This is a genomic window from Ideonella flava (assembly GCF_051857595.1).
In the GTDB taxonomy this organism is placed as follows: Bacteria; Pseudomonadota; Gammaproteobacteria; order Burkholderiales; family Burkholderiaceae_C; genus Ideonella.
The window spans coordinates 472,095-490,089 of record NZ_JBPZHD010000002.1 but is presented as its reverse complement, the minus strand read 5'-3'; the positions used below and the strand labels follow the sequence as shown (position 1 = coordinate 490,089).

Annotated in this window: 19 protein-coding genes; 15 read left to right on the top strand and 4 right to left on the bottom strand. The window is 71.2% G+C overall.

The window, feature by feature from the left end; translation table 11 throughout:
- Positions 1–12 precede the first annotated feature (12 nt).
- Complete coding sequence (locus tag ACS5PM_RS05950) at positions 13–1,056, bottom strand: hypothetical protein (RefSeq protein ID WP_439386495.1); 1,044 nt, start codon at positions 1,054–1,056, stop codon at positions 13–15.
- 346 nt (positions 1,057–1,402) lie between these two features.
- Here ACS5PM_RS05950 and ACS5PM_RS05945 point away from each other — a divergent pair, with 346 nt between their 5' ends.
- The 3 genes from ACS5PM_RS05945 to ACS5PM_RS05935 all read left to right on the top strand — a co-directional run bounded on the left by ACS5PM_RS05945 (position 1,403) and on the right by ACS5PM_RS05935 (position 3,457).
- The gene (locus tag ACS5PM_RS05945; RefSeq protein ID WP_439386493.1) at positions 1,403–2,233 is read left to right on the top strand and encodes a class I SAM-dependent methyltransferase; all 831 of its coding nucleotides are present in this window, start codon (positions 1,403–1,405) and stop codon (positions 2,231–2,233) included.
- Between the two features lie 67 nt (positions 2,234–2,300).
- Positions 2,301–3,020, top strand: a complete 720-nt coding sequence (locus ACS5PM_RS05940) for a DUF6134 family protein (RefSeq protein WP_439386491.1) — start codon at positions 2,301–2,303, stop codon at positions 3,018–3,020.
- Positions 3,017–3,457: a DUF2177 family protein gene (locus ACS5PM_RS05935; RefSeq protein ID WP_439386489.1), complete on the top strand. Its 441-nt coding sequence runs from the start codon at positions 3,017–3,019 to the stop codon at positions 3,455–3,457. The genes ACS5PM_RS05940 and ACS5PM_RS05935 overlap by 4 nt, the downstream gene beginning before the upstream one ends.
- Before the next feature lie 12 nt (positions 3,458–3,469).
- Here ACS5PM_RS05935 and ACS5PM_RS05930 read toward each other — a convergent pair whose 3' ends face one another.
- Together ACS5PM_RS05930 and ACS5PM_RS05925 are read right to left on the bottom strand one after the other, a co-directional pair.
- The gene (locus ACS5PM_RS05930) at positions 3,470–4,132 is read right to left on the bottom strand and encodes a ChrR family anti-sigma-E factor (RefSeq protein ID WP_439386487.1); all 663 of its coding nucleotides are present in this window, start codon (positions 4,130–4,132) and stop codon (positions 3,470–3,472) included.
- Positions 4,129–4,794, bottom strand: coding sequence for a sigma-70 family RNA polymerase sigma factor (locus ACS5PM_RS05925; RefSeq protein ID WP_439386485.1), 666 nt, complete (start codon positions 4,792–4,794; stop codon positions 4,129–4,131). The genes ACS5PM_RS05930 and ACS5PM_RS05925 overlap by 4 nt, the downstream gene beginning before the upstream one ends.
- 117 nt (positions 4,795–4,911) lie before the next feature.
- On the opposite strand from ACS5PM_RS05925, the gene ACS5PM_RS05920 reads away from it, so the two are divergent.
- From ACS5PM_RS05920 to ACS5PM_RS05885, 8 genes are all read left to right on the top strand, one after another.
- The gene (locus tag ACS5PM_RS05920) at positions 4,912–5,955 is read left to right on the top strand and encodes an SAM-dependent methyltransferase (RefSeq protein WP_439386483.1); all 1,044 of its coding nucleotides are present in this window, start codon (positions 4,912–4,914) and stop codon (positions 5,953–5,955) included.
- On the top strand, positions 5,952–6,506 hold the full coding sequence (locus tag ACS5PM_RS05915) for a DUF2878 domain-containing protein (protein ID WP_439386480.1): 555 nt from the start codon (positions 5,952–5,954) through the stop codon (positions 6,504–6,506). The genes ACS5PM_RS05920 and ACS5PM_RS05915 overlap by 4 nt, the downstream gene beginning before the upstream one ends.
- Positions 6,503–7,285 (top strand): DUF1295 domain-containing protein, encoded by a 783-nt coding sequence (locus ACS5PM_RS05910; RefSeq protein ID WP_439386478.1) that lies wholly within the window; start codon positions 6,503–6,505, stop codon positions 7,283–7,285. The genes ACS5PM_RS05915 and ACS5PM_RS05910 overlap by 4 nt, the downstream gene beginning before the upstream one ends.
- Positions 7,282–8,223 (top strand): acyl-CoA desaturase, encoded by a 942-nt coding sequence (locus ACS5PM_RS05905; protein WP_439386476.1) that lies wholly within the window; start codon positions 7,282–7,284, stop codon positions 8,221–8,223. Before ACS5PM_RS05910 ends, ACS5PM_RS05905 begins: the two co-directional genes overlap by 4 nt.
- The gene (locus ACS5PM_RS05900; RefSeq protein ID WP_439386474.1) at positions 8,220–9,503 is read left to right on the top strand and encodes an NAD(P)/FAD-dependent oxidoreductase; all 1,284 of its coding nucleotides are present in this window, start codon (positions 8,220–8,222) and stop codon (positions 9,501–9,503) included. The genes ACS5PM_RS05905 and ACS5PM_RS05900 overlap by 4 nt, the downstream gene beginning before the upstream one ends.
- Complete coding sequence (locus ACS5PM_RS05895) at positions 9,472–10,269, top strand: DUF1365 domain-containing protein (RefSeq protein ID WP_439386472.1); 798 nt, start codon at positions 9,472–9,474, stop codon at positions 10,267–10,269. Before ACS5PM_RS05900 ends, ACS5PM_RS05895 begins: the two co-directional genes overlap by 32 nt.
- 2 nt (positions 10,270–10,271) lie before the next feature.
- A complete protein-coding gene (locus ACS5PM_RS05890) occupies positions 10,272–11,537 on the top strand; it encodes a class I SAM-dependent methyltransferase (protein ID WP_439386470.1) in 1,266 nt (421 codons plus the stop codon).
- 142 nt (positions 11,538–11,679) lie between these two features.
- Entirely contained in the window at positions 11,680–12,321 is a 642-nt protein-coding gene (locus ACS5PM_RS05885; protein ID WP_439386468.1) for a glutathione S-transferase family protein, read from the top strand.
- A 12-nt stretch (positions 12,322–12,333) separates the two neighbouring features.
- On the opposite strand, the gene ACS5PM_RS05880 is transcribed toward ACS5PM_RS05885, so the two are convergent.
- Positions 12,334–13,290, bottom strand: a complete 957-nt coding sequence (locus ACS5PM_RS05880; RefSeq protein ID WP_439386466.1) for a LysR family transcriptional regulator — start codon at positions 13,288–13,290, stop codon at positions 12,334–12,336.
- A gap of 131 nt (positions 13,291–13,421) precedes the next feature.
- Between ACS5PM_RS05880 and hpaH the strand changes: the two genes are divergently transcribed.
- The 4 genes from hpaH to ACS5PM_RS05860 are packed head-to-tail and all read left to right on the top strand — an operon-like array spanning position 13,422 to position 17,993.
- Positions 13,422–14,225 carry a 2-oxo-hept-4-ene-1,7-dioate hydratase gene (gene hpaH / locus ACS5PM_RS05875; protein ID WP_439386464.1) on the top strand — a complete coding sequence of 268 codons (804 nt, stop codon included), beginning with the start codon at positions 13,422–13,424 and terminating at the stop codon, positions 14,223–14,225.
- A complete protein-coding gene (hpaI, locus tag ACS5PM_RS05870; protein ID WP_439386462.1) occupies positions 14,225–15,046 on the top strand; it encodes a 4-hydroxy-2-oxoheptanedioate aldolase in 822 nt (273 codons plus the stop codon). Before hpaH ends, hpaI begins: the two co-directional genes overlap by 1 nt.
- 10 nt (positions 15,047–15,056) lie before the next feature.
- Positions 15,057–16,472, top strand: a complete 1,416-nt coding sequence (locus ACS5PM_RS05865; RefSeq protein ID WP_439386460.1) for an FAD-binding oxidoreductase — start codon at positions 15,057–15,059, stop codon at positions 16,470–16,472.
- A gap of 45 nt (positions 16,473–16,517) precedes the next feature.
- On the top strand, positions 16,518–17,993 hold the full coding sequence (locus tag ACS5PM_RS05860; RefSeq protein ID WP_439386458.1) for an aldehyde dehydrogenase family protein: 1,476 nt from the start codon (positions 16,518–16,520) through the stop codon (positions 17,991–17,993).
- The last annotated feature ends 2 nt before the right edge of the window (positions 17,994–17,995 follow it).

Here is a 17,995-nt window from a genome sequence, read left to right as displayed (position 1 = left end):
CCCGCGGGTGATTCAGTCCTGGGCGAGTTCGACCACCGGCGCCGCGCCGGCCTTGACCGTCCAGCGCAGCGCGTGCATGGGCCCGCCCGGCTCGACGTTGCCTTCGCCGACGATCTGGCCCTTGTCGTTGATGCCGTAAGCGGCGCTGACGGTGCCGCCGGGGTAGCGGCCCAGGTCGATGGCGCGGCCGTTTCGCCAGAGCACCGCCGTGTTGTAGAGGGGGCCGGTCTTGGGAAAGGTGAAGCCGACCAGATCGCCGGCGTTGTTGAGGCTGGTGATGGTGTGACCGTAGGCCACGGGGCCGTCCAGGCCGGGCAGGTACTCGCGCACGCCGTTGCGCCACAGCACGGGGACCCGACCCGGTGCATAGCCGGCGATCAGGCCGCTGTCGTTGATGTCGAGGGCCGTGCCGGGACCCAGTCTTTCGATGACCCCGTTGCGCCGCACGAAGACGATGCCATCCGCATCGCCGACGATGTCGCCGGCGTTGTTGATGCCGGTGGCCGCGCTGTTCGTCCCGCCCAGCTCGTCGCTCAAGTCCCTCGCCAAGGTCGTGCGCTTCCAGACCACGGCATGCCGGCGCAGGTTCGTGTCGACGCTGTAGCCGACGATCTGGCCGGCGTCGTTGATGTCGTAGGCCGATCCGCGGTCGATGCCGCCGGGCAGGCCCGGCAGGCGCGTGGGCACGCCGTCGGCGTTCCAGTACCAATGCCCGTCCTCGTAGCCTTCGTCGGCATAGCCGGCCGCTTCGCGCTTCCTGTTGAGGGCCCGAGGCACGCCCAGGCCCGCACCACAGCACTCGGAGCGGACGCTGATGTCGCCGCCAACCCACATCACCTGCAGGTAGGCGAAGGTCTGCGGGTCGGTCGCCAGGCCCATGATCTCGCCCCTGGCATTGATGACACGCGCCGACGAATAGGTGCCGCCCGGCAGCCCGCCCAGGTCGATGGGCGGACGCGCGGCCAGCGCAGGGCCGCAGGCCACGGCGAGGGCCAGCAGGCCGATGTGCCGGAGGTCGGTCCGGACCCGGTGGACGAAGCGGTGCTTGGTGACCATGAGGACTCCTGACGGGTGGCTGTATGGCGGTGCGCCTGCCCTGCGCAGGCCATTGCAAAGCGGCTTCGCGGGGGCGCCGCTGCCTCACAGAGGGGACCGGCGGGCCCCCTGATACGCAGTGCAGGTCGAGCTGCCCACTGATTTGACGCGGCCATGTCGGAGGGAGGCCACGCCGGCCCCGCCACCTCTTGATCCAGATCACGACGAAGCCGCGCGCCATGCGGCGAAGCCCTCGTCGCTGCGGGTGCGGCGACCCGTCCGGCGCCCAGGTGCGCTCGCCGACGAACACGGCTATCGTCAGCGCCGCGGTGGCGACGTGCCCCGCGCCCACTCTCACGGGAAGCCCATGAAGCTCTTCGATCTCCGCCTGGTGAAAGCCGCGGCCTGCGCCGGCCTGGTGGGCGCCGTCGGCGCCTGCAGCCTGGCGCCGGCAGCAAAGTCGCCCGCGCCCTTGACGATGTCGCAGATCGACGCGATCGTCGCGAGCCCGGATCGCAGCGCGGCCGACAGGGAGAACGACGTCCGGCGCAAGCCCGCGCAGATCCTGGCCTTCATCGGGGTGCGGCCTGGCATGGTGGCGCTCGACGTGGTGGCCGGGGGCGGCTACACGACGGAGCTGCTGGCCCGGGCCATCGGGCCGGGCGGCATGGTCCATGGCCAGGCCCGGCCGCGCGACCCGGCCAGCTCCGCTCCCGCCGGCGCGCGCCCGCCGGGAGCGGCCGTGGCCGAGCGTGCCGAGCGCCTGCGCAGTGCCCAGGTGGCGGCCGCCCCGATCGCCGTGGCGCTGCAGCCCCTGACCGATCCGGTGCCGGCGGCGCTCGCGCAGGGCCAGCTCGACCTGGTGACCCTGATGTTCAACTACCACGACCTCGGGTTTCTCGGCGCAGGCCGCGCGCAGATGAATCGCAGCATCTTCCAGGCCCTCAAGCCGGGCGGCCTCTACGTCATCGCCGACCATTCCGGGCGCCCCGGCACCGGCATCTCGGAGTCCACCACGCTGCACAGGATCGAGGAGGCGTTCCTGCGCAGCGAGGTCGAAGCTGCAGGCTTCAAGTTGGTGGCCTCGGGCGAGTTCCTGCGCAATCCGGCGGATCCGCGAGACAAGGAAACACCCGACCCGCCGCAGCCCAAGGACGAGTTCATCCTGAAGTTCGTCAAGCCGGCCGCCGGCTCGTAGCCCGGGTCGCCGGACGTTCCTTGGCGTCGCGGTGATCCGGCCCGGCACCGGCCGCGTAAAAGCGTTGATGCAAAGGACGTTCACTGCCAAAAGCACCGCGGGCTGCCTGCTGGCGGCCCTCACGGCCGCCGCTGCGCCGGCGATGGGCATCGAAACGCCGCCGGCGCGAGCCTTGGGGCCGTCGACCGAATGGCGGTTCACGGCGGCGCTCGATGGCAAGCCGATAGGCGAGCACCGCTTCTCGCTCGAAGGCGGTGGCGCGGGCCCGCGCCGCCTGGTCAGCGACGCCGAGTTCCGCGTCACGCTGCTCGGCGTGCCGATCTACCGCTACCGACACCTCGCCGAGGAGCGCTGGGAGGGCGATTGCCTGGCCGCCCTGTCGGCGAGCACCGACGACGGCAAGCGCACGCAGGTGCAGGGCGAGCGCCAGGGGGATCGCTTCGAGGTTCGCACCTCCACCGAAGGCGCTGCGAACGGCGAGCGGCCAGACTCCGCGGCCGGCTGTGCGATGAGCTTCGCCTACTGGAACCCTGCCCTGCGCGCCCGCAGCCAGCTGCTCAACCCGCAGACCGGCCGCTTCGAGCGCGTCAGCTTCTCGCCCCTGCCCTCGCGCGAGATCGACGTCGAAGGCGGCGCGGTGAGCGCGCAGGGCTGGCGCCTGGCCGGCGCCGGCGCGCCGATCGACCTCTGGTACAGCACCGAAGGCCGCTGGATCGGCCTGGACACCACCGTCAGCGGCAAGCGCCTGAGCTACCGCCTGCCCGCCACCGCGACGACACGACCATGAACACCACCGACCTGACTTCGCCGCCATCCCTGGACCTGCGCCGCTTCCTGCGCGCGTGGGCCGGCACCGCCCTGCCCTTCCTCGCCCTGGACGCCGTCTGGCTGTCGACCATGGCTTCGCGGCTGTACCGGCCGGCGCTGGGCGAGCTGATGGCCGAGAGCTTCGACCCGCTGGCGGCGTTGGCCTTCTACCTGCTGTACTTCACCGGCGTGGCGTGGTTCGTGGTGCTGGCGCCCGGGAGGGCTCCTGCCATCGGCGCCGCCGCCGGGCGTGGCGCGCTCTTCGGCCTCGTCGCCTACGCCACCTACGACCTCACCAACCAGGCCACGCTTCGCGGCTGGCCCTGGCACGTGACCCTGGCCGACCTGGCCTGGGGCGCCTTCGCGACCGCTGCCGCCGCGGCCATCGGGCGCTGGTGGCTCACGCGGGCCCGCTGAGCGCCCGCCCGCTCACATCCCGATCAGGCCGCCGACGAAGGCAGCGATGCGGCCATCGAAGCGCAACGGCCCTTCGACAGACGCCAGGCAAATGCATTCGCTGCCCGGCAGCACGGCAGGCTGGTGATGGATGAGCCCATCCGCGCTGTCGAAATCGCCCGATGCAAAGATGGCGCGGCCATCGTCGAAGGCGCCGCACAGCACCTGCGTCAACTCGTTGGCGCTGTGCGTGTGTCGCGCCAGGCTGCGGCCGGCACCGATGCGCAGCAGGAACAGGCGCGCAGCCGGATCCTCGCGCAGCGTCAGGCGGGTCCAGCGCATGCCCGGGCCCATCCAGCTCCAGCGCGAGACATCGCAGCGCTCCAGCGCCCGAGGCCACGGCACGCCGGCGGGCCAGTCGATCGGCGCGGCGGGCCGCCGAGGCTGCGGTGCCCGCGCCGGCGGGGGCGGGGTGCTGTCGATCCGGGCCAGGGTGCGGGCCAGGGCGTCCGGCTCCATCAGCGCGGGCTCTTCGCCTTCCAGCAGCGCGCCGCCCAGGGCTTCGTACTGCTGCAGGCGGCCACGGCAATGGAGGCAGCCTTCGAGGTGGACGTCGACCAGCAGGGCGGCGCCACGGCCCAGGTGGCCGCCGGCATGCGCCAGCAGCAGCTCTTCGTCGGGGTGGTGGTGGATCATGGTCTGAATGCGTCCAGCAGGCGGCGCAACTGCCCTGCGGCCAAGCGGATGCGCGACTTGACGGTGCCCAGCGGGATGCCGAGCTCGTCGGCGATGCGTGCATGGGGCTGGTCTTCATAGAACGACAGCCGCAGCACGGCGATCTGTTCGGCCGGCAACTGCGTCAGGGCCCAGCGCACGCCCTGCTCGCGCTGCGCGGCGCTGGCGCATTCGTCGGGCCCTGCTTCGGCCGCCGCCTGGTCGTCGAGCAGTTCGTCGATGTCGAGGTCGACCTGGTCCGCGCCGCCCTGGTGCCGGTGGCTGTCGATGCTGAGGTTGCGCGCGATCCTGAAGACCCAGGTCGAGACCTGGGCGCGGCTCGGGTCGAAGCTCGCCGCCTTGCGCCACACGCAGGCCAGCGTCTCCTGCGCCAGCTCCTCGGCCTGCTCGGCCGGCGTGCCCGAGCGCATCAGGTAGGACTTCACCCGCGGCGCGAAATGCTTGAACAGCACGGCGAACGCCGGCCGGTCGGCCTGGCCGGCCACGGCCTGGAGCAGGGTCGTCAGTTCGTCGCTGGTCGGCATCAGGGCGGCATCGGGGGTGCGCTGCACCACGGAAAGACTGGTCAGCCGCCGCCCTGGGGGTGGGCAGCCGGCCGGCACGGGTCGTCGCGCGATGTCCATGCGGCTTCTACGGCGATCCCGGCGGATTGGATCACGGGGCGCGAAACGATAGGCGCGAGTGATCCATCTATAGGCGGCCTGCGTACAACTCGCCGGGAACCTTGGAGGAGACCGAACGTGAGCCTTTCTCGACTGGCCTGGGCCTGTACCGAACGCGGCGTCGTGCCGGATGTCATGGTGCGTGCCGGCATCCGGCGCCTGGTGCGCGAGCGCCAGGAGGAGCTGGACGCCGGCGGCGCGCAGGGCATCGCGGCGCGTGCCGAGGACTTCGTGAGCGCGATGCGCCACTCGCCGCTCGCGCTGTTGCCGCACAAGGCCAACGAGCAGCACTACGAGCTGCCGCCGGAGTTCTTCGGCGCGGTGCTGGGCCGCCACCGCAAGTACAGCTCGGCCTGGTGGGGCCCGGGGATCGCGGACCTGGATGCGGCCGAGGCCGCGGCGCTGGCCGCCACCTGCCAGCGCGCCTGCCTGGCCGACGGCCAGCGCGTGCTGGAGCTCGGCTGCGGCTGGGGCTCGCTGACGCTGTGGATGGCCGAGCGCTACCGCGCCAGCCACATCACCGCCTTGTCCAACTCGTCCTCGCAGCGCGCCTACATCGAGGCCGAAGCCCACCGGCGCGGCCTCGACAACGTCACCGTGGTGACGGCCGACATCAACGCCTTCGACACCCCGCAGCGCTTCGACCGCATCGTGTCGGTGGAGATGTTCGAGCACCTGCGCAACTGGCCCGAGGCGCTGCGCCGCGTGCGCCGCTGGCTGCTGCCCGACGGGCGCTTCTTCATGCATGTCTTCGCGCACCGGTCGGCGCCCTATGCCTTCGTCGAGCGGGATGCGAACGACTGGATGGCGCGCCACTTCTTCTCCGGCGGAATGATGCCGAGCGACGATCTCGCGCTGCGCTTCCAGGACGACCTGCGAGCCGTCGAGCGCTGGCGCTGGGATGGCACCCACTACGCCCGCACCGCCGAGGCGTGGCTGGCCAACATGGATGCCCACCGCGATCAGGCCTGGCCGGCCCTCGAGCGCTGCTACGGCAGCGAGCAGGCGGGCCTGTGGTGGATGCGCTGGCGCCTGTTCTTCATGGCCTGCGCCGAGCTCTTCGGCCACGAGCGCGGCCAGGCGTGGTGGGTGAGCCACTACCTCTTCGAGCCGCGCGAATGAGGCCGCTGGCCCTGGACCTGCCGTCCAGCCCCGTGCGGACCGTGGGCCACCTCGTGCTGTTCGAGGCGGCCTGGTTCGCCGGCGTGTTCGGCGCGGCGAGAGGCGAGGCCCCCCTCGGCATGGCGGTGGTCGCCGCGGCGATCGCCCTGAACCTGTGGATGAGCGCCTGGCGTCGTCACGAGCTGGCGCTGCTGGGCGTGGCCATCGTGCTGGGCCTGGTGTTCGATGGCGCCCTGGCGCGCAGCGGCTGGGTGGTCTACGCCGACCACGCGATGCAGACGGCAGGGCCCCCGGCCTGGATCGTCGCGCAATGGGCGCTGTTCGCCACCCTGCTGTGCGGGCCGCTGCGCTGGCTGCATGGGCGGCTGCCGCTGGCCGCGCTGCTGGGCGCGCTCGGCGGGCCGCTGGCCTACCTGGGCGGCGAGCGCCTGGGCGCGATCAACTTCGTCGAGCGGGGGCCCGCCCTGGCCGGCCTGGCGGTCGGCTGGGCCATCGCCACGCCCCTGCTGTTGCACCTGGCGCGGCGCGGGCTGCCGGAGGGCAGGCGATGAGCACGAGCCTGTTCATCGAGGCCTCGTGGCGCGGGCTCGCGCTGTCGGCCGGGCTGGCGCTGCTGGTGTGGCTGGCCAGCGTGGCGCGGCGCGACGTGAGCCTGGTCGACATCGCCTGGGGCTGGCTGGTGGCGCTGCCGGCCTGCGTCGTCGCCTGGCAGTTCGCTCCGATGACGCCACGCGGCTGGGCGGTGACCGCCGTGGTGCTGGCCTGGGCGTTGCGCCTGTCGGCGCACATCGCGTGGCGCCACCGCGGCCAGCCCGAAGACCATCGCTACCAGGCGATGCGCGCGCGCCATTCGCCCCACTTCGCGCTGAAGAGCCTGTACCTGGTCTTCGCCCTGCAGGTCGTGCTCGGCTTTGTGGTGGCGGCGCCGGTCGCGGCCGCCGCCGCGAGCACGGAACCGTGGAGCACGATGGACCTGCTGGGCCTCGCCCTGGCCACCGCCGGCCTGGCCATCGAAGCCACCGCCGACGCCCAGCTCGCCCGCTTCAAGGCGGATGCATCGCAGCGGGGCCGCGTGATGGACCAGGGCCTGTGGCGCTACTCGCGCCATCCCAACTACTTCGGCGAATGCCTGATGTGGTGGGGCCTGTGGGCCATGGCGGCGGCGGGCGGCGCGGCGTGGACCATCGTCTCGCCGCTGCTGATGACCTGGCTGCTGCTGCGCGTGTCGGGCGTCACGCTGCTGGAGAAGGACATCGGCCTGCGCCGCCCGGCCTATGCCGAGTACGTGCGCCGCACCAATGCCTTCATCCCGGGGAGGCCCAGGTCATGACTGCTCGCTCGCGAATGTGGCAGGACCTGCGCGCCTGGTTCGACGGCCGCGCCGCCGCGGTGGAAGTCGGCGACGACGCCCGCCGAATCGACCCGTTGCGCCAGGTGCCGTTCGTGCTGATCCACCTCGGCGCGGTGGCCGCCCCCTTCACCGGCATCAGCGCCACCGCCCTCGCCGTGGCCGCGCTGCTCTACGGGCTGCGCATGTTCGCCATCACCGCGTTCTACCACCGCTATTTCTCTCACCAGGCCTTCCGCACCTCGCGCGCCGTGCAGTTCATGTTCGCCGTGATAGGCGCGGCCGCGGCGCAGCGCGGACCGCTGTGGTGGGCCTCGCACCATCGCCATCACCACGTCCATGCCGACCGCGAGCAGGACAGCCACTCGGCCCTGCAGCACGGCCTGGCGTGGAGCCACTTCGGCTGGTTCATGGCGCGCGGCAACTTCGCGCCCCGCCACGATCGCCTGCCCGCCTGTGCCTCGCTGCCGGAACTGCGCTTCCTGGACCGCTGGGATGCGCTGGTGCCGCTGCTGCTGTGCGCCCTGCTCTATGCCGGCGGCGCGATGGCCGAGCGCTTCATGCCTTCACTGGGCACGAGTGGCCTGCAGCTCGTGGCCTGGGGCTTCTGCGTGTCGACCGTGCTGCTCTACCACGCCACCTTCAGCATCAACTCGGTCGCCCACCGCTGGGGCCGGCGCCGCTTTGCCACGGCCGATGCTTCGCGCAACAACGCCTGGCTGGCGCTGCCGACCTTCGGCGAAGGGTGGCACAACAACCACCATCGCTTCCCCGGCTCGGCGCGCCAGGGCCTCTACTGGTGGGAAATCGACCTGAGCTACTACGGCCTGCGGCTGCTCGAAGCGCTGGGCCTGGTGCACGACCTGCGCGGCGTGCCCGCGGGGGTGCGCGACCGTGCGCAAAGGGAGGAAACGCCATGAAGATCGCCATCGTCGGCAGCGGCATCGCGGGCAACGTGGTCGCCCACCACCTGCACAAGCAGCATGACATCACCGTCTTCGAGGCGGGCGACCACATCGGCGGCCACACCCACACCCACCGCATCGAGATGGGCGGCGAGGTCCACCAGGTGGACACCGGCTTCATCGTCTTCAACGACCGCACCTACCCGAACTTCGTGGCCCTGCTGCAGGAGCTGGGCGTGGCCTCGCAGGCCAGCTCGATGAGCTTCTCGGTGCGCAACGAAGGCAGCGGACTCGAATACAACGGCACCTCGCTGAACACCTTGTTCGCCCAGCGCCGCAACGTGCTGAGGCCCTCGTTCCTCGGCATGCTGGCCGACATCCTGCGCTTCCACCGGGAGGCCCCGCGCCTGCTCGAAGACGGCGAAGATGCCCGCGAAATCGCGCTGGGCGACTTCCTCGCCGAAGGGCGTTACCGCCGGCCCTTCATCGACGACTACCTCGTCCCCATGGCGGCCTCGATCTGGTCCACCGACCCGGTGCTGATGATGGGCTTCCCGGCGCGCTTCCTGGTGCGCTTCATGCACAACCACGGCATGCTCACCGTCGACGACCGGCCGGTCTGGCGCGTGGTCACCGGCGGCTCGGCGCGCTACGTGGAGCGGCTGGTGGCGCCCTGGCGCGACCGCATCCACCTGAACTGCCCCGTCGAGCGCATCCGCCGCCAGCCCGATGGCGTGCTGGTGCAGGCGCAAGGCCGGCCCCCGCAGCACTTCGACCACGTCTTCATGGCCTGCCATGCCGGCCAGGCGCTGCGCACCCTGGCCGATGCCTCGCGCGAGGAGCGGGAGATCCTCGGCGCCCTGCCCACCCAGCGCAACGAGGCGGTGCTGCACACCGACACGTCGCTGCTGCCACGCACCCGCCGCGCCTGGGCGGCGTGGAACTACCACGTGCCGGCCCGGCCCACCGCCGGGCGGGTGGCCCTGACCTACCAGATGAACATCCTGCAGGGCCTGGCGACCCATCAGCCCCTGCAGGTCAGCCTGAACGCGCTGGAGCGCATAGACCCGCGTTGCGTGCTGAAGACGATGGTCTACGAGCATCCGGTCTTCACCCCGGCAGGCATCGCCGCCCAGCGGCGCCACCACGAGATCAGCGGCGTGCGCCGCACCCACTACTGCGGCGCCTACTGGCGCTACGGTTTCCACGAGGACGGCGTCGTCAGTGCCCTGATGGCGCTGCGCCGCTTCGAAGAAGGCCAGCATGCAAAGCGCGATCTACAGCGGGTGGCTTGAGCATCGGCGCTTCGCGCCGCGGCCGCACGCCTTCCGCTACCGGCTGTTCATGGTCTGCCTGGACCTGGCCGAGCTCGACCGGGTGTTCGCCGGGCGCTGGCTGTGGTCCACCACGCGGCGGGCGCCCGCCCGCTTCGACCGGCGCGACCATTTCGGCGACCCCGCGCTGAGCCTGGACGAATCGGTGCGGCGGCTGGTGCAGGAGCAGACGGGCACCCGCCCGACCGGCCCCATCCGCCTGCTCACCCACCTGCGCTACTGGGGCTACGTCTTCAACCCGGTCAGCTTCTTCTACTGCCTCGATGCCGGCGGCGAGCGGATCGAGGCGGTGGTGGCCGAGGTCAACAACACGCCGTGGGGCGAGCGCCACTGCTACGTGCTGCCGGGTGCCGCGCAAGCCGGTGGCGCGGTGAGGGCGCACACCGACAAGGCGATGCACGTGTCGCCGTTCCATCCAATGGAGCTGCGCTACGCCTGGCACCTCGGCCACCCGGGCGAAGCGCTCGACGTGGCGATGGCCTTGCGACGCACCACAGGCGAGGACGCTGCAGCGCCCTTGTTCTCGGCGACCTTGCGTCTGCACCGCGTGCCTATCAGCGCCGCGTCCCTCGCCGGGGCGCTGCTCCGCTTTCCCTGGATGACGCTGCAGGTGATCGCGGCCATCCATTGGCAGGCCCTGCGGCTGTGGCTCAAGCGCACGCCGGTCCATGACCACCCGGCCCCTCGCGCCGCGGGCGTGGCCCCCACCCGTTCACAAGGAGGATGACGATGAGCGAGACCACCACCCTGGCCGAGCGGGTGCGACGCAGCGCCGCCGGGCCCGTCGGCGCGGACCGCGCGGGCCTGTTCGACGGCCTGGCCGAGCGCCTGCTGCGCGGCCGGCTGGCGCGCCTGGAGCACGGCGAACTGACGCTCGTCGATGGCGCGCGGCGCGAGCGCTTCGGCCAGCGCAGCGCGCGCTGCCCGCTGGCCTGCACGCTGCACGTGCGCCGGCCCCGCTGCTACGCGGAGATCGCCTTCGGCGGCTCGGTGGGCGCGGGAGAGTCCTACATGGCGGGCGACTGGGACGTGGACGACCTGACGGCGCTGGTGCGCATCCTGCTCGTCAACCGCCACGTGCTGGACGCAGTGGATGGCGGCACGGCGCGCCTGGCCGAGCCGCTGCGCCGCCTGCTGCATGCCGCGGCGCGCAACACCCGCGCGGGCAGCCGGCGCAACATCGGCGCGCACTACGACATCGGCAACGACTTCTTCGCCCTCTTCCTCGACCCCACGATGATGTACTCGTGCGCCTGGTTCGAGCACGAGGGCATGACGCTGGAACAGGCCTCGGTGGCCAAGCTCGAACGCGTGTGCCGCGAACTCGCGCTCGGGCCCGGCGACCACGTGCTCGAAATCGGCACCGGCTGGGGCGGCTTCGCGATGCATGCCGCCCGCCACCACGGCTGCCGGGTGACCACGACGACCATCTCGCGCGAGCAGCACGCGCTGGCGACCGAGCGCATCCAGGCGGCCGGCCTGGCCGACCGCATCACCGTGCTGTTGCAGGATTACCGCGACCTGGAGGGCCGGTACGACAAACTCGTCTCGATCGAGATGATCGAGGCCATAGGCCACCAGTACTTCGACACCTTCTTCGCCCGCTGCGCCGCGCTGCTGGCGCCCGGCGGCAAGATGCTGCTGCAGTCCATCACCATCGCCGACCAGCAGTACGAAAGCGCGCGCGATTCGGTGGATTTCATCAAGCGTCACATCTTTCCCGGCTGCTGCATCCCCTCGGTGTCGGCGCTGGCCTCGTCGGTGGCGCGCTCGCCGGGCCTGCGCATCACCGGCCTGGTCGACATCGGCCCCCACTACGCCCGCACCCTGGCCGAGTGGCGCGCCAACCTGCACCGCCACCACGCCCAGGTCCGCGCCCTCGGATACCCCGAGGCGTTCCTGCGGATGTGGGACTTCTACCTCTGCTATTGCGAGGGCGGCTTCGCCGAGCGCGCGCTGGGGGACGTGCAGTTCGTGCTGGAGAACCTGGGATAAGTGATCGCGCGAACCGACGCTGTACAGACGCCGCCATGGACACGGTTGATCGGTCGCGGGATTCGTGGTCCGATCCCCTGCCGCCATCGCGGCCGGGCGAGCGACGCCGCGGATCCTCAGCGTCGGCAAAGGGTGCAGCAGCATGTTGAAGGTCTATGGATTCTCGAAGGTCAATGCAGGAGCCAGGGGCAACACGCGGGACCTGCGGGTGCTGTGGGCACTCGAGGAGATGCAGCTGCCCTTCGAGCTGGCCGGCATGGACCACCCCGCCCACGACCTGAACACGCCCGCGTATCGCGAGCTCAGCCCTTTCGAGCAGATCCCCGCCATCGATGACGAAGGGCTGCGGCTGTCGGAGTCGGCGGCCATCGTGGTCTATCTGGCGAAGAAGAGCGGCCGGCTGATCCCCGGCGATCTCGCCGGCGAATCGCAGGTGCTGCGGTGGTGCTTCGCCGCCATGAATTCGCTCGAACTGCCGCTCATGAGCCTGCAGATGCTCGACTGGGTCCAGGACGACGGCGGCCAGAAGTACCGCCAGTTCGTGCTCGGCTGGGCCCGCCGGCACCTGGGCAACCTGGACCGCTGGCTCGAAGGCCGCGACTTCATCGCTACGGACAGTTTCACCGTGGCGGACATCCTGATGGCGCACGTGCTGGGGGTCGTGAAGGACCGGAGCCTGATCGAGCCCTACGCCCGCGTGGCCGGCTACCGCGATCGCTGCCTGGCCCGCCCGGCATGGAAGCGCACGATCGAGAACTATTGCGCGAGGGTCGAGGCGGCCTGAAGGCCGGGCTGCTCAGCCCGCCGACGCGCTGGCAGCGGGCCGCAGGGACGATCGCTTGCGGCTGCTCGCCCAGGACGCGAGCTGCTCGGCCAGGAAGGCCGCGAAGCCTTCGGCGGCCGGCGACAGCGAGCGACCGACGGGCCGGTAGAGGCAGACCTTTCGCACCGTCTCCGGCTCCACGACGCGCACCATGACGAGACCGAAGGTCGACGCCAGCACGCGCACGTAGGCCGGGGCCAGCATGGCCACGCGCCCTTGGGCGGCGATCCCGAACGCGGTGGTGACGTTGTCGACGACGTCCACCGGCGTCACCCTTTCGTCCTCCGGCGTGCTCGGTCGCATCGGCGCCACGCCCAGCTCATGGTCGCGCCCGGCCGCGACGAGGGGCATCTCGCGCAGGTCCGCCCAGCGGACCTTCCGGCGCCCCGCCAACGGGTGCTGGGGCGCGCACCAGAGCACCCAGGGGCTGTCGAACAGCGGCTGCGAAGAGTCGTTGGCGCCGGGCGCCCTGTCCGGCCCCACCGCGATGTCGATGTCCCCGGAGGCGACGGTGTCGACGAGCCTGTCCACAGCCACGTCCCGCACGCGCACCACCACCTGAGGAAGCTGCTCCGCATAGCGGTGGACGGCCGTCGGCACCGCCGTCGCGGCCAGCACCAGCGGGGCGCCGACGCGCACCAGGCCGGACGCCCGGTTGCGCAGATCGTCCGCCGCGACCTCCGCCGCCTGGACGTGCCGCAGCACGGTCTTGGCCGCCGGCAGGTAGTCCTTGCCCGCGTTGCTCAGGTCCACGCGGCGGGTCGTGCGCTCCAGCAGGCGAAAGCCGACGGTCGCCTCCAGCTCGGCCACCAGCTGGCTGACCGCCTGGACGCTCAGGCCGAGCCTGCCCGCCGCGGCGCTGAAGCTGCGCACCTCCGCCACGAGGACGAAGGCTTCGATCTGCCGCAGGGTCAGGCGGGTCAGGGGCATCGCCGGATTATCAAGCTGCGCTTGAGGACTGACCACTATCGACTGATTGTGGTTGGGCGGCGCCGGCGCAAAACTCCGCCTCGATCACCCGCGGCGCGCCTGCCGTGGTCGACCGAACCGGAGACCAACCCATGTTGCAAGAAGCGGTGCACTGCCAGCTGGCTCTGGAGCTTCAGCAGGCCGAGGCCAGCCGGGTGCAGGTCGAGCATTTCTCGAAGCGCTATCCGGAGCTGACGCTGGACGACAGCTACGCCATCCAGCGGCAATGGATCAACCTGCAGCGTGCGGCGGGTCGCACGGCGGTGGGTCGCAAGATCGGCCTCACCTCGCGCGCCATGCAGATCGCGGCACAGATCACCGAGCCCGACCACGGAGTGCTGCTGGACAGCATGGTGCTGCGCGACGGCTCCGAGGTCGAGGCCGCGCGTTTCATCGTGCCTCGCTTCGAGGTGGAGTTCGCCTTCATCCTGGGCCGGCGACTGCAGGGCCCCGGCGCCACGATCTTCGACGTGTTGCGTGCCACCGACTACGTGGTGCCTGCGCTGGAGCTCATAGACGCGCGCATCGAGCAGTTCGACCGCAGCACCCAGGCACCCCGCACCGTGCGCGACACCATCGCCGACAACGCGGCCAACGCCGGCATCGTGCTGGGCGGCCGGCCGGTCAAGCCGGACGCGGTCGACTGGCGCTGGGCCGGCGCGCTGCTGTTCAAGAACGCCGTGATCGAGGAATCGGGCCTCGGCGCGGCCGTGCTCAACCACCCCGCCAACGGCGTGGCCTGGCTGGCCAACAAGATCTCCGCCTACGACGAGGCGCTGGAGCCGGGCGAGATCGTGCTGGGCGGCTCCTTCACGCGCCCGGTGGCGTGCACGGCCGGCGACACCTTCCATGCCGACTACGGCCCCCTCGGCTCCATCTCGATGAGGTTCGTCTGATGCCTGCTTCGACCCACAACCCTTTCAAGGCCGCCCTCGGCCAGCCCCAGGCGCAGATCGGCCTGTGGCTGGGGCTGGCGGATGCGTACTCGGCCGAGCTGTGCGCGACCGCCGGCTTCGACTGGCTGCTGGTGGACGGCGAGCATGGTCCGAACGACCTGCGCTCGACGCTGGCCATCCTGCAGGCCATCGCGGCGTATCCGCCGCACCCGGTGGTGCGCGTTCCGCACGGCGATGCGGCCCTGATCAAGCAGGTGCTCGAGATCGGCGCGAAGACGCTGCTGGTGCCCATGGTCGAAAGCGCGCAGCAGGCCCGCGAGATCGTGCGGGCGATGAAGTACCCGCCGGCAGGCATCCGCGGCGTGGGCAGCGGCCTGGCGCGCTCTTCGCGCTGGGGTGGCATCCCCGACTACCTGGCGCAGGCGAACGACGGCGTGTGCCTGCTGGTGCAGGTGGAGACGCTGGCCGCGATGGAGCAGTTGGATGACATCGCCGCAGTCGTAGGGGTGGATGGCGTCTTCATCGGCCCATCCGACCTCTCGGCTTCCATGGGCCTGCTCGGCCAGCCTTCGCACCCCGAGGTCCGGTCGGTGGTGGAACAGGCCATCGCCCGCATCCTGCGCGCCGGCAAGGCGCCGGGCGTGCTGGCGGTGGAAGAGGCGGTGGCGCGTCGCTACATCGAGCTGGGCGCCCGCTTCGTCGCGGTGGGCGTGGAGGCCACGATGCTGGCGGCCGCGACGCGTTCGCTGGCGCGCCGCTTCAAGTCGCCCCCGGAGCCCGATGCGCCGATGGCGAACGCCGCGCCGACCTCCTCGTACTGATTGGCAGGCCATGGACATCGAAACGCTACGCGGGTCGTTCACCGGCCGGCTGCTTACCGACGCCGCCGACATGGCGCCCTTCCTCACGGATTGGCGCGGCAAATGGACGGGGCAGGCCCTCGCGGTCGCGCAACCCAGGGACACCGAGGGCGTGGCCGCGATCGTGCGCTGGTGCCACTCGCACGGCGTGCCGGTCGTGCCCCAGGGCGGCAACACCGGGCTCTCCGGCGGCGCCACGCCCGACGCCTCGGGCCGCGCCCTGGTCCTGTCGCTCGTCCGTCTGGACCGGATCCGCTCGGTCGATGCGGTCACGAACACGATCGAGGTCGAGGCCGGCGCCACGCTGCAGCGCGTCCAGGAGGCCGCGCGCGAAGCGGGCCGCCTGTTCCCGTTGAGCCTGGCGGCCGAGGGCAGTTGCACCCTCGGCGGCAACCTCGCCACCAATGCCGGCGGCGTGCAGGTGCTGCGCTACGGCAATGCGCGCGAACTCTGCCTCGGCCTCGAGGTCGTCACTGCCGATGGCAGCGTCTGGAGCGCGTTGCGCCGGCTGCGCAAGGACAACACCGGCTACGACCTGCGCGATCTGTACATCGGCAGCGAAGGCACCCTCGGCGTCATCACGGCCGCCGTGCTGAAACTGTTTCCGCTGCCCAAGGCCCAGGCGGTCGCCTTCGTCGCCGTGCCATCGCCGCGTGCCGCTGTCGAGCTGCTGCAGCTGGCGCAGGAGCAGCTGTCGTCCTCGTTGACCGCCTTCGAGCTGATGAGCGACACGTGCCTGGCGCTGGTGGAGCGGCACGTCCCCTCCGCCCGCCTGCCTCTGCCCGAGCGCTCGCCCTGGTACGTGCTCATGGAGGTGAGCGAGGCGCAGGAAGGCGAACGGGCCAGTGCGGGCCTGCAGGCCCTGCTGGAGCTGGCCTTCGATCAAGGCCTGGCGACCGACGCCGCGCTCTCCGCGAGCCTCGCGCAGTTCCAGTCGCTGTGGGCCCTGCGCGAGGACATCTCCGAATCGCAGGGCGCCGAAGGGCCGACCATCAAGCACGACATCTCGCTGCCCATCTCGCGCATTGCCGACTTCATCGAATCGACGGACGCGGCGCTGGCGCAGGCCTTCCCCGAAACGCGCCTGGTGGTCTTCGGCCACGTGGGCGATGGGAACCTCCACTACAACCTGTCCCCGGCGGCTGGTGACGCGACGCCTGAACGGCGGGACCGGTTCAAGTCGCTCGAAGAACCGATCAACCGCCTGGTGCACGACGCCGTGATCGCCCACGAGGGCTCCATCTCCGCCGAACACGGTCTGGGCGTGCTTCGCCGCGAAGAAGCGGCCCTCTACAAGTCGCCCATCGAGCTGCAGCTGATGCGCGCGATCAAGCAGGCGCTCGACCCTCGCGGGCTGATGAACCCCGGCAAATCGATAGGCGACTAGCGCCCGTCGGCAGGCCTCACCCCTTCGACATCCGAACGAAACCTCATGAGCACAGAACCCTTGCGGATCGGCGACCACCTCGTCTCGCCCGACCACTACATCGACGGCGCCCGCGTCCCCGGCCAGCGCAGCTTCGAGCTCTTCAGCCCGATAGACCAACGCGTGCTGGGCCACGTGGCCGAAGGCGACGAGGAGCATGTCGAGGCCGCCATCCAGGCGGCACAACGCGCCTTCGCCAGCTGGAGCGCACTCACCGCGGCGCAGCGCCTGCCCTGCCTGGAGCGCTTCGCCGACGAGATCGGACGGCGGGCGCAGGCGCTGTGCGCGGTCGAGAGCACCGATGCCGGCGTGCTGCTCTCGCGCATGCAGCACGGCGTCGTGCCGCGGGCCATGCTGAACATCCGCTGGTTCGCCCGACATGCCCTGGAGCTGCAGGACAGGCCCATCGACACGGAGCAGGCCCGCCACATCGTCCGGCACGATCCGGCCGGTGTCACCGTGATCATCACGCCATGGAATGCGCCGCTCATGCTGTCCACCTGGAAGCTCGGGCCGGCGCTGGCGGCGGGCAACACTTGCGTGCTGAAGCCGCCCGAGTGGGCACCGCTGACGTGCTCGCTGCTGGCTGACGCGGCCGATGCGGCGGGCCTGCCGCCCGGTGTGTTCAACGTCGTGCAGGGCACCGGCGCGACCACCGGCGCCCGGTTGGTCGCCGACCCGCGCGTCGCCCGCGTCTCCTTCACCGGCAGCGTCCCGACCGCCAGGCGCATCGCCCAGGCAGCCGGTGCGAACCTGGTGCCCTGCAGCCTGGAGCTCGGCGGCAAGAGCCCGTTCATCGTGCTCGAGGACGCGGACCTGGACGCCGCGGCGGCCACGGCCACGCTGATGTACCGCAACGCCGGCCAGGTGTGCCTGGCGGGCACGCGCCTGCTGGTGCACGAGCAGGTCGCCGACGAGTTCGTGGCACGCATGCGGCCGCTGGTCGACCAGCTGGTGATCGGCGACCCGCGCGAAGAGGCCACCGAGGTCGGCCCCATCATCCATCCGCGGCAGGTCGAGCGCGTCCAGGGCTTCGTCGACCGTGCGGTGGCCGGCGGCGCCAAGCTGCTGTGGGGCGGCGGGCGGCACGCGTTCGGCGCCCTGTACTTCAGCCCGACGCTGGTGACGAACCTGCAGCAGGACGACGAGATCGTGCAGAACGAGGTCTTCGGGCCCGTGCTGACCCTGCAGACCTTCGGCCACGACGACGAGGCGGTGGCCCTGGCCAACGGCACCGATTACGGACTCGGCGGCGTCTGCTACGGCGAGACCGCGCACGCCACCGCCGTGGCCGAGCGCGTTCGCACCGGCTTCATCTGGGTCAACAGCTTCGGCATCCGCGACCTGGCCGCCCCCTTCGGCGGCATCAAGCGCAGCGGCATAGGCCGCGAGGGCGGCGAGTGGAGCTTCGAGTTCTTCTGCGACGTCAAGGACATCGTGCTGCCGAAGAAGCCTTTCCGCGCCAGCTTCGCGCATCGTTGAAG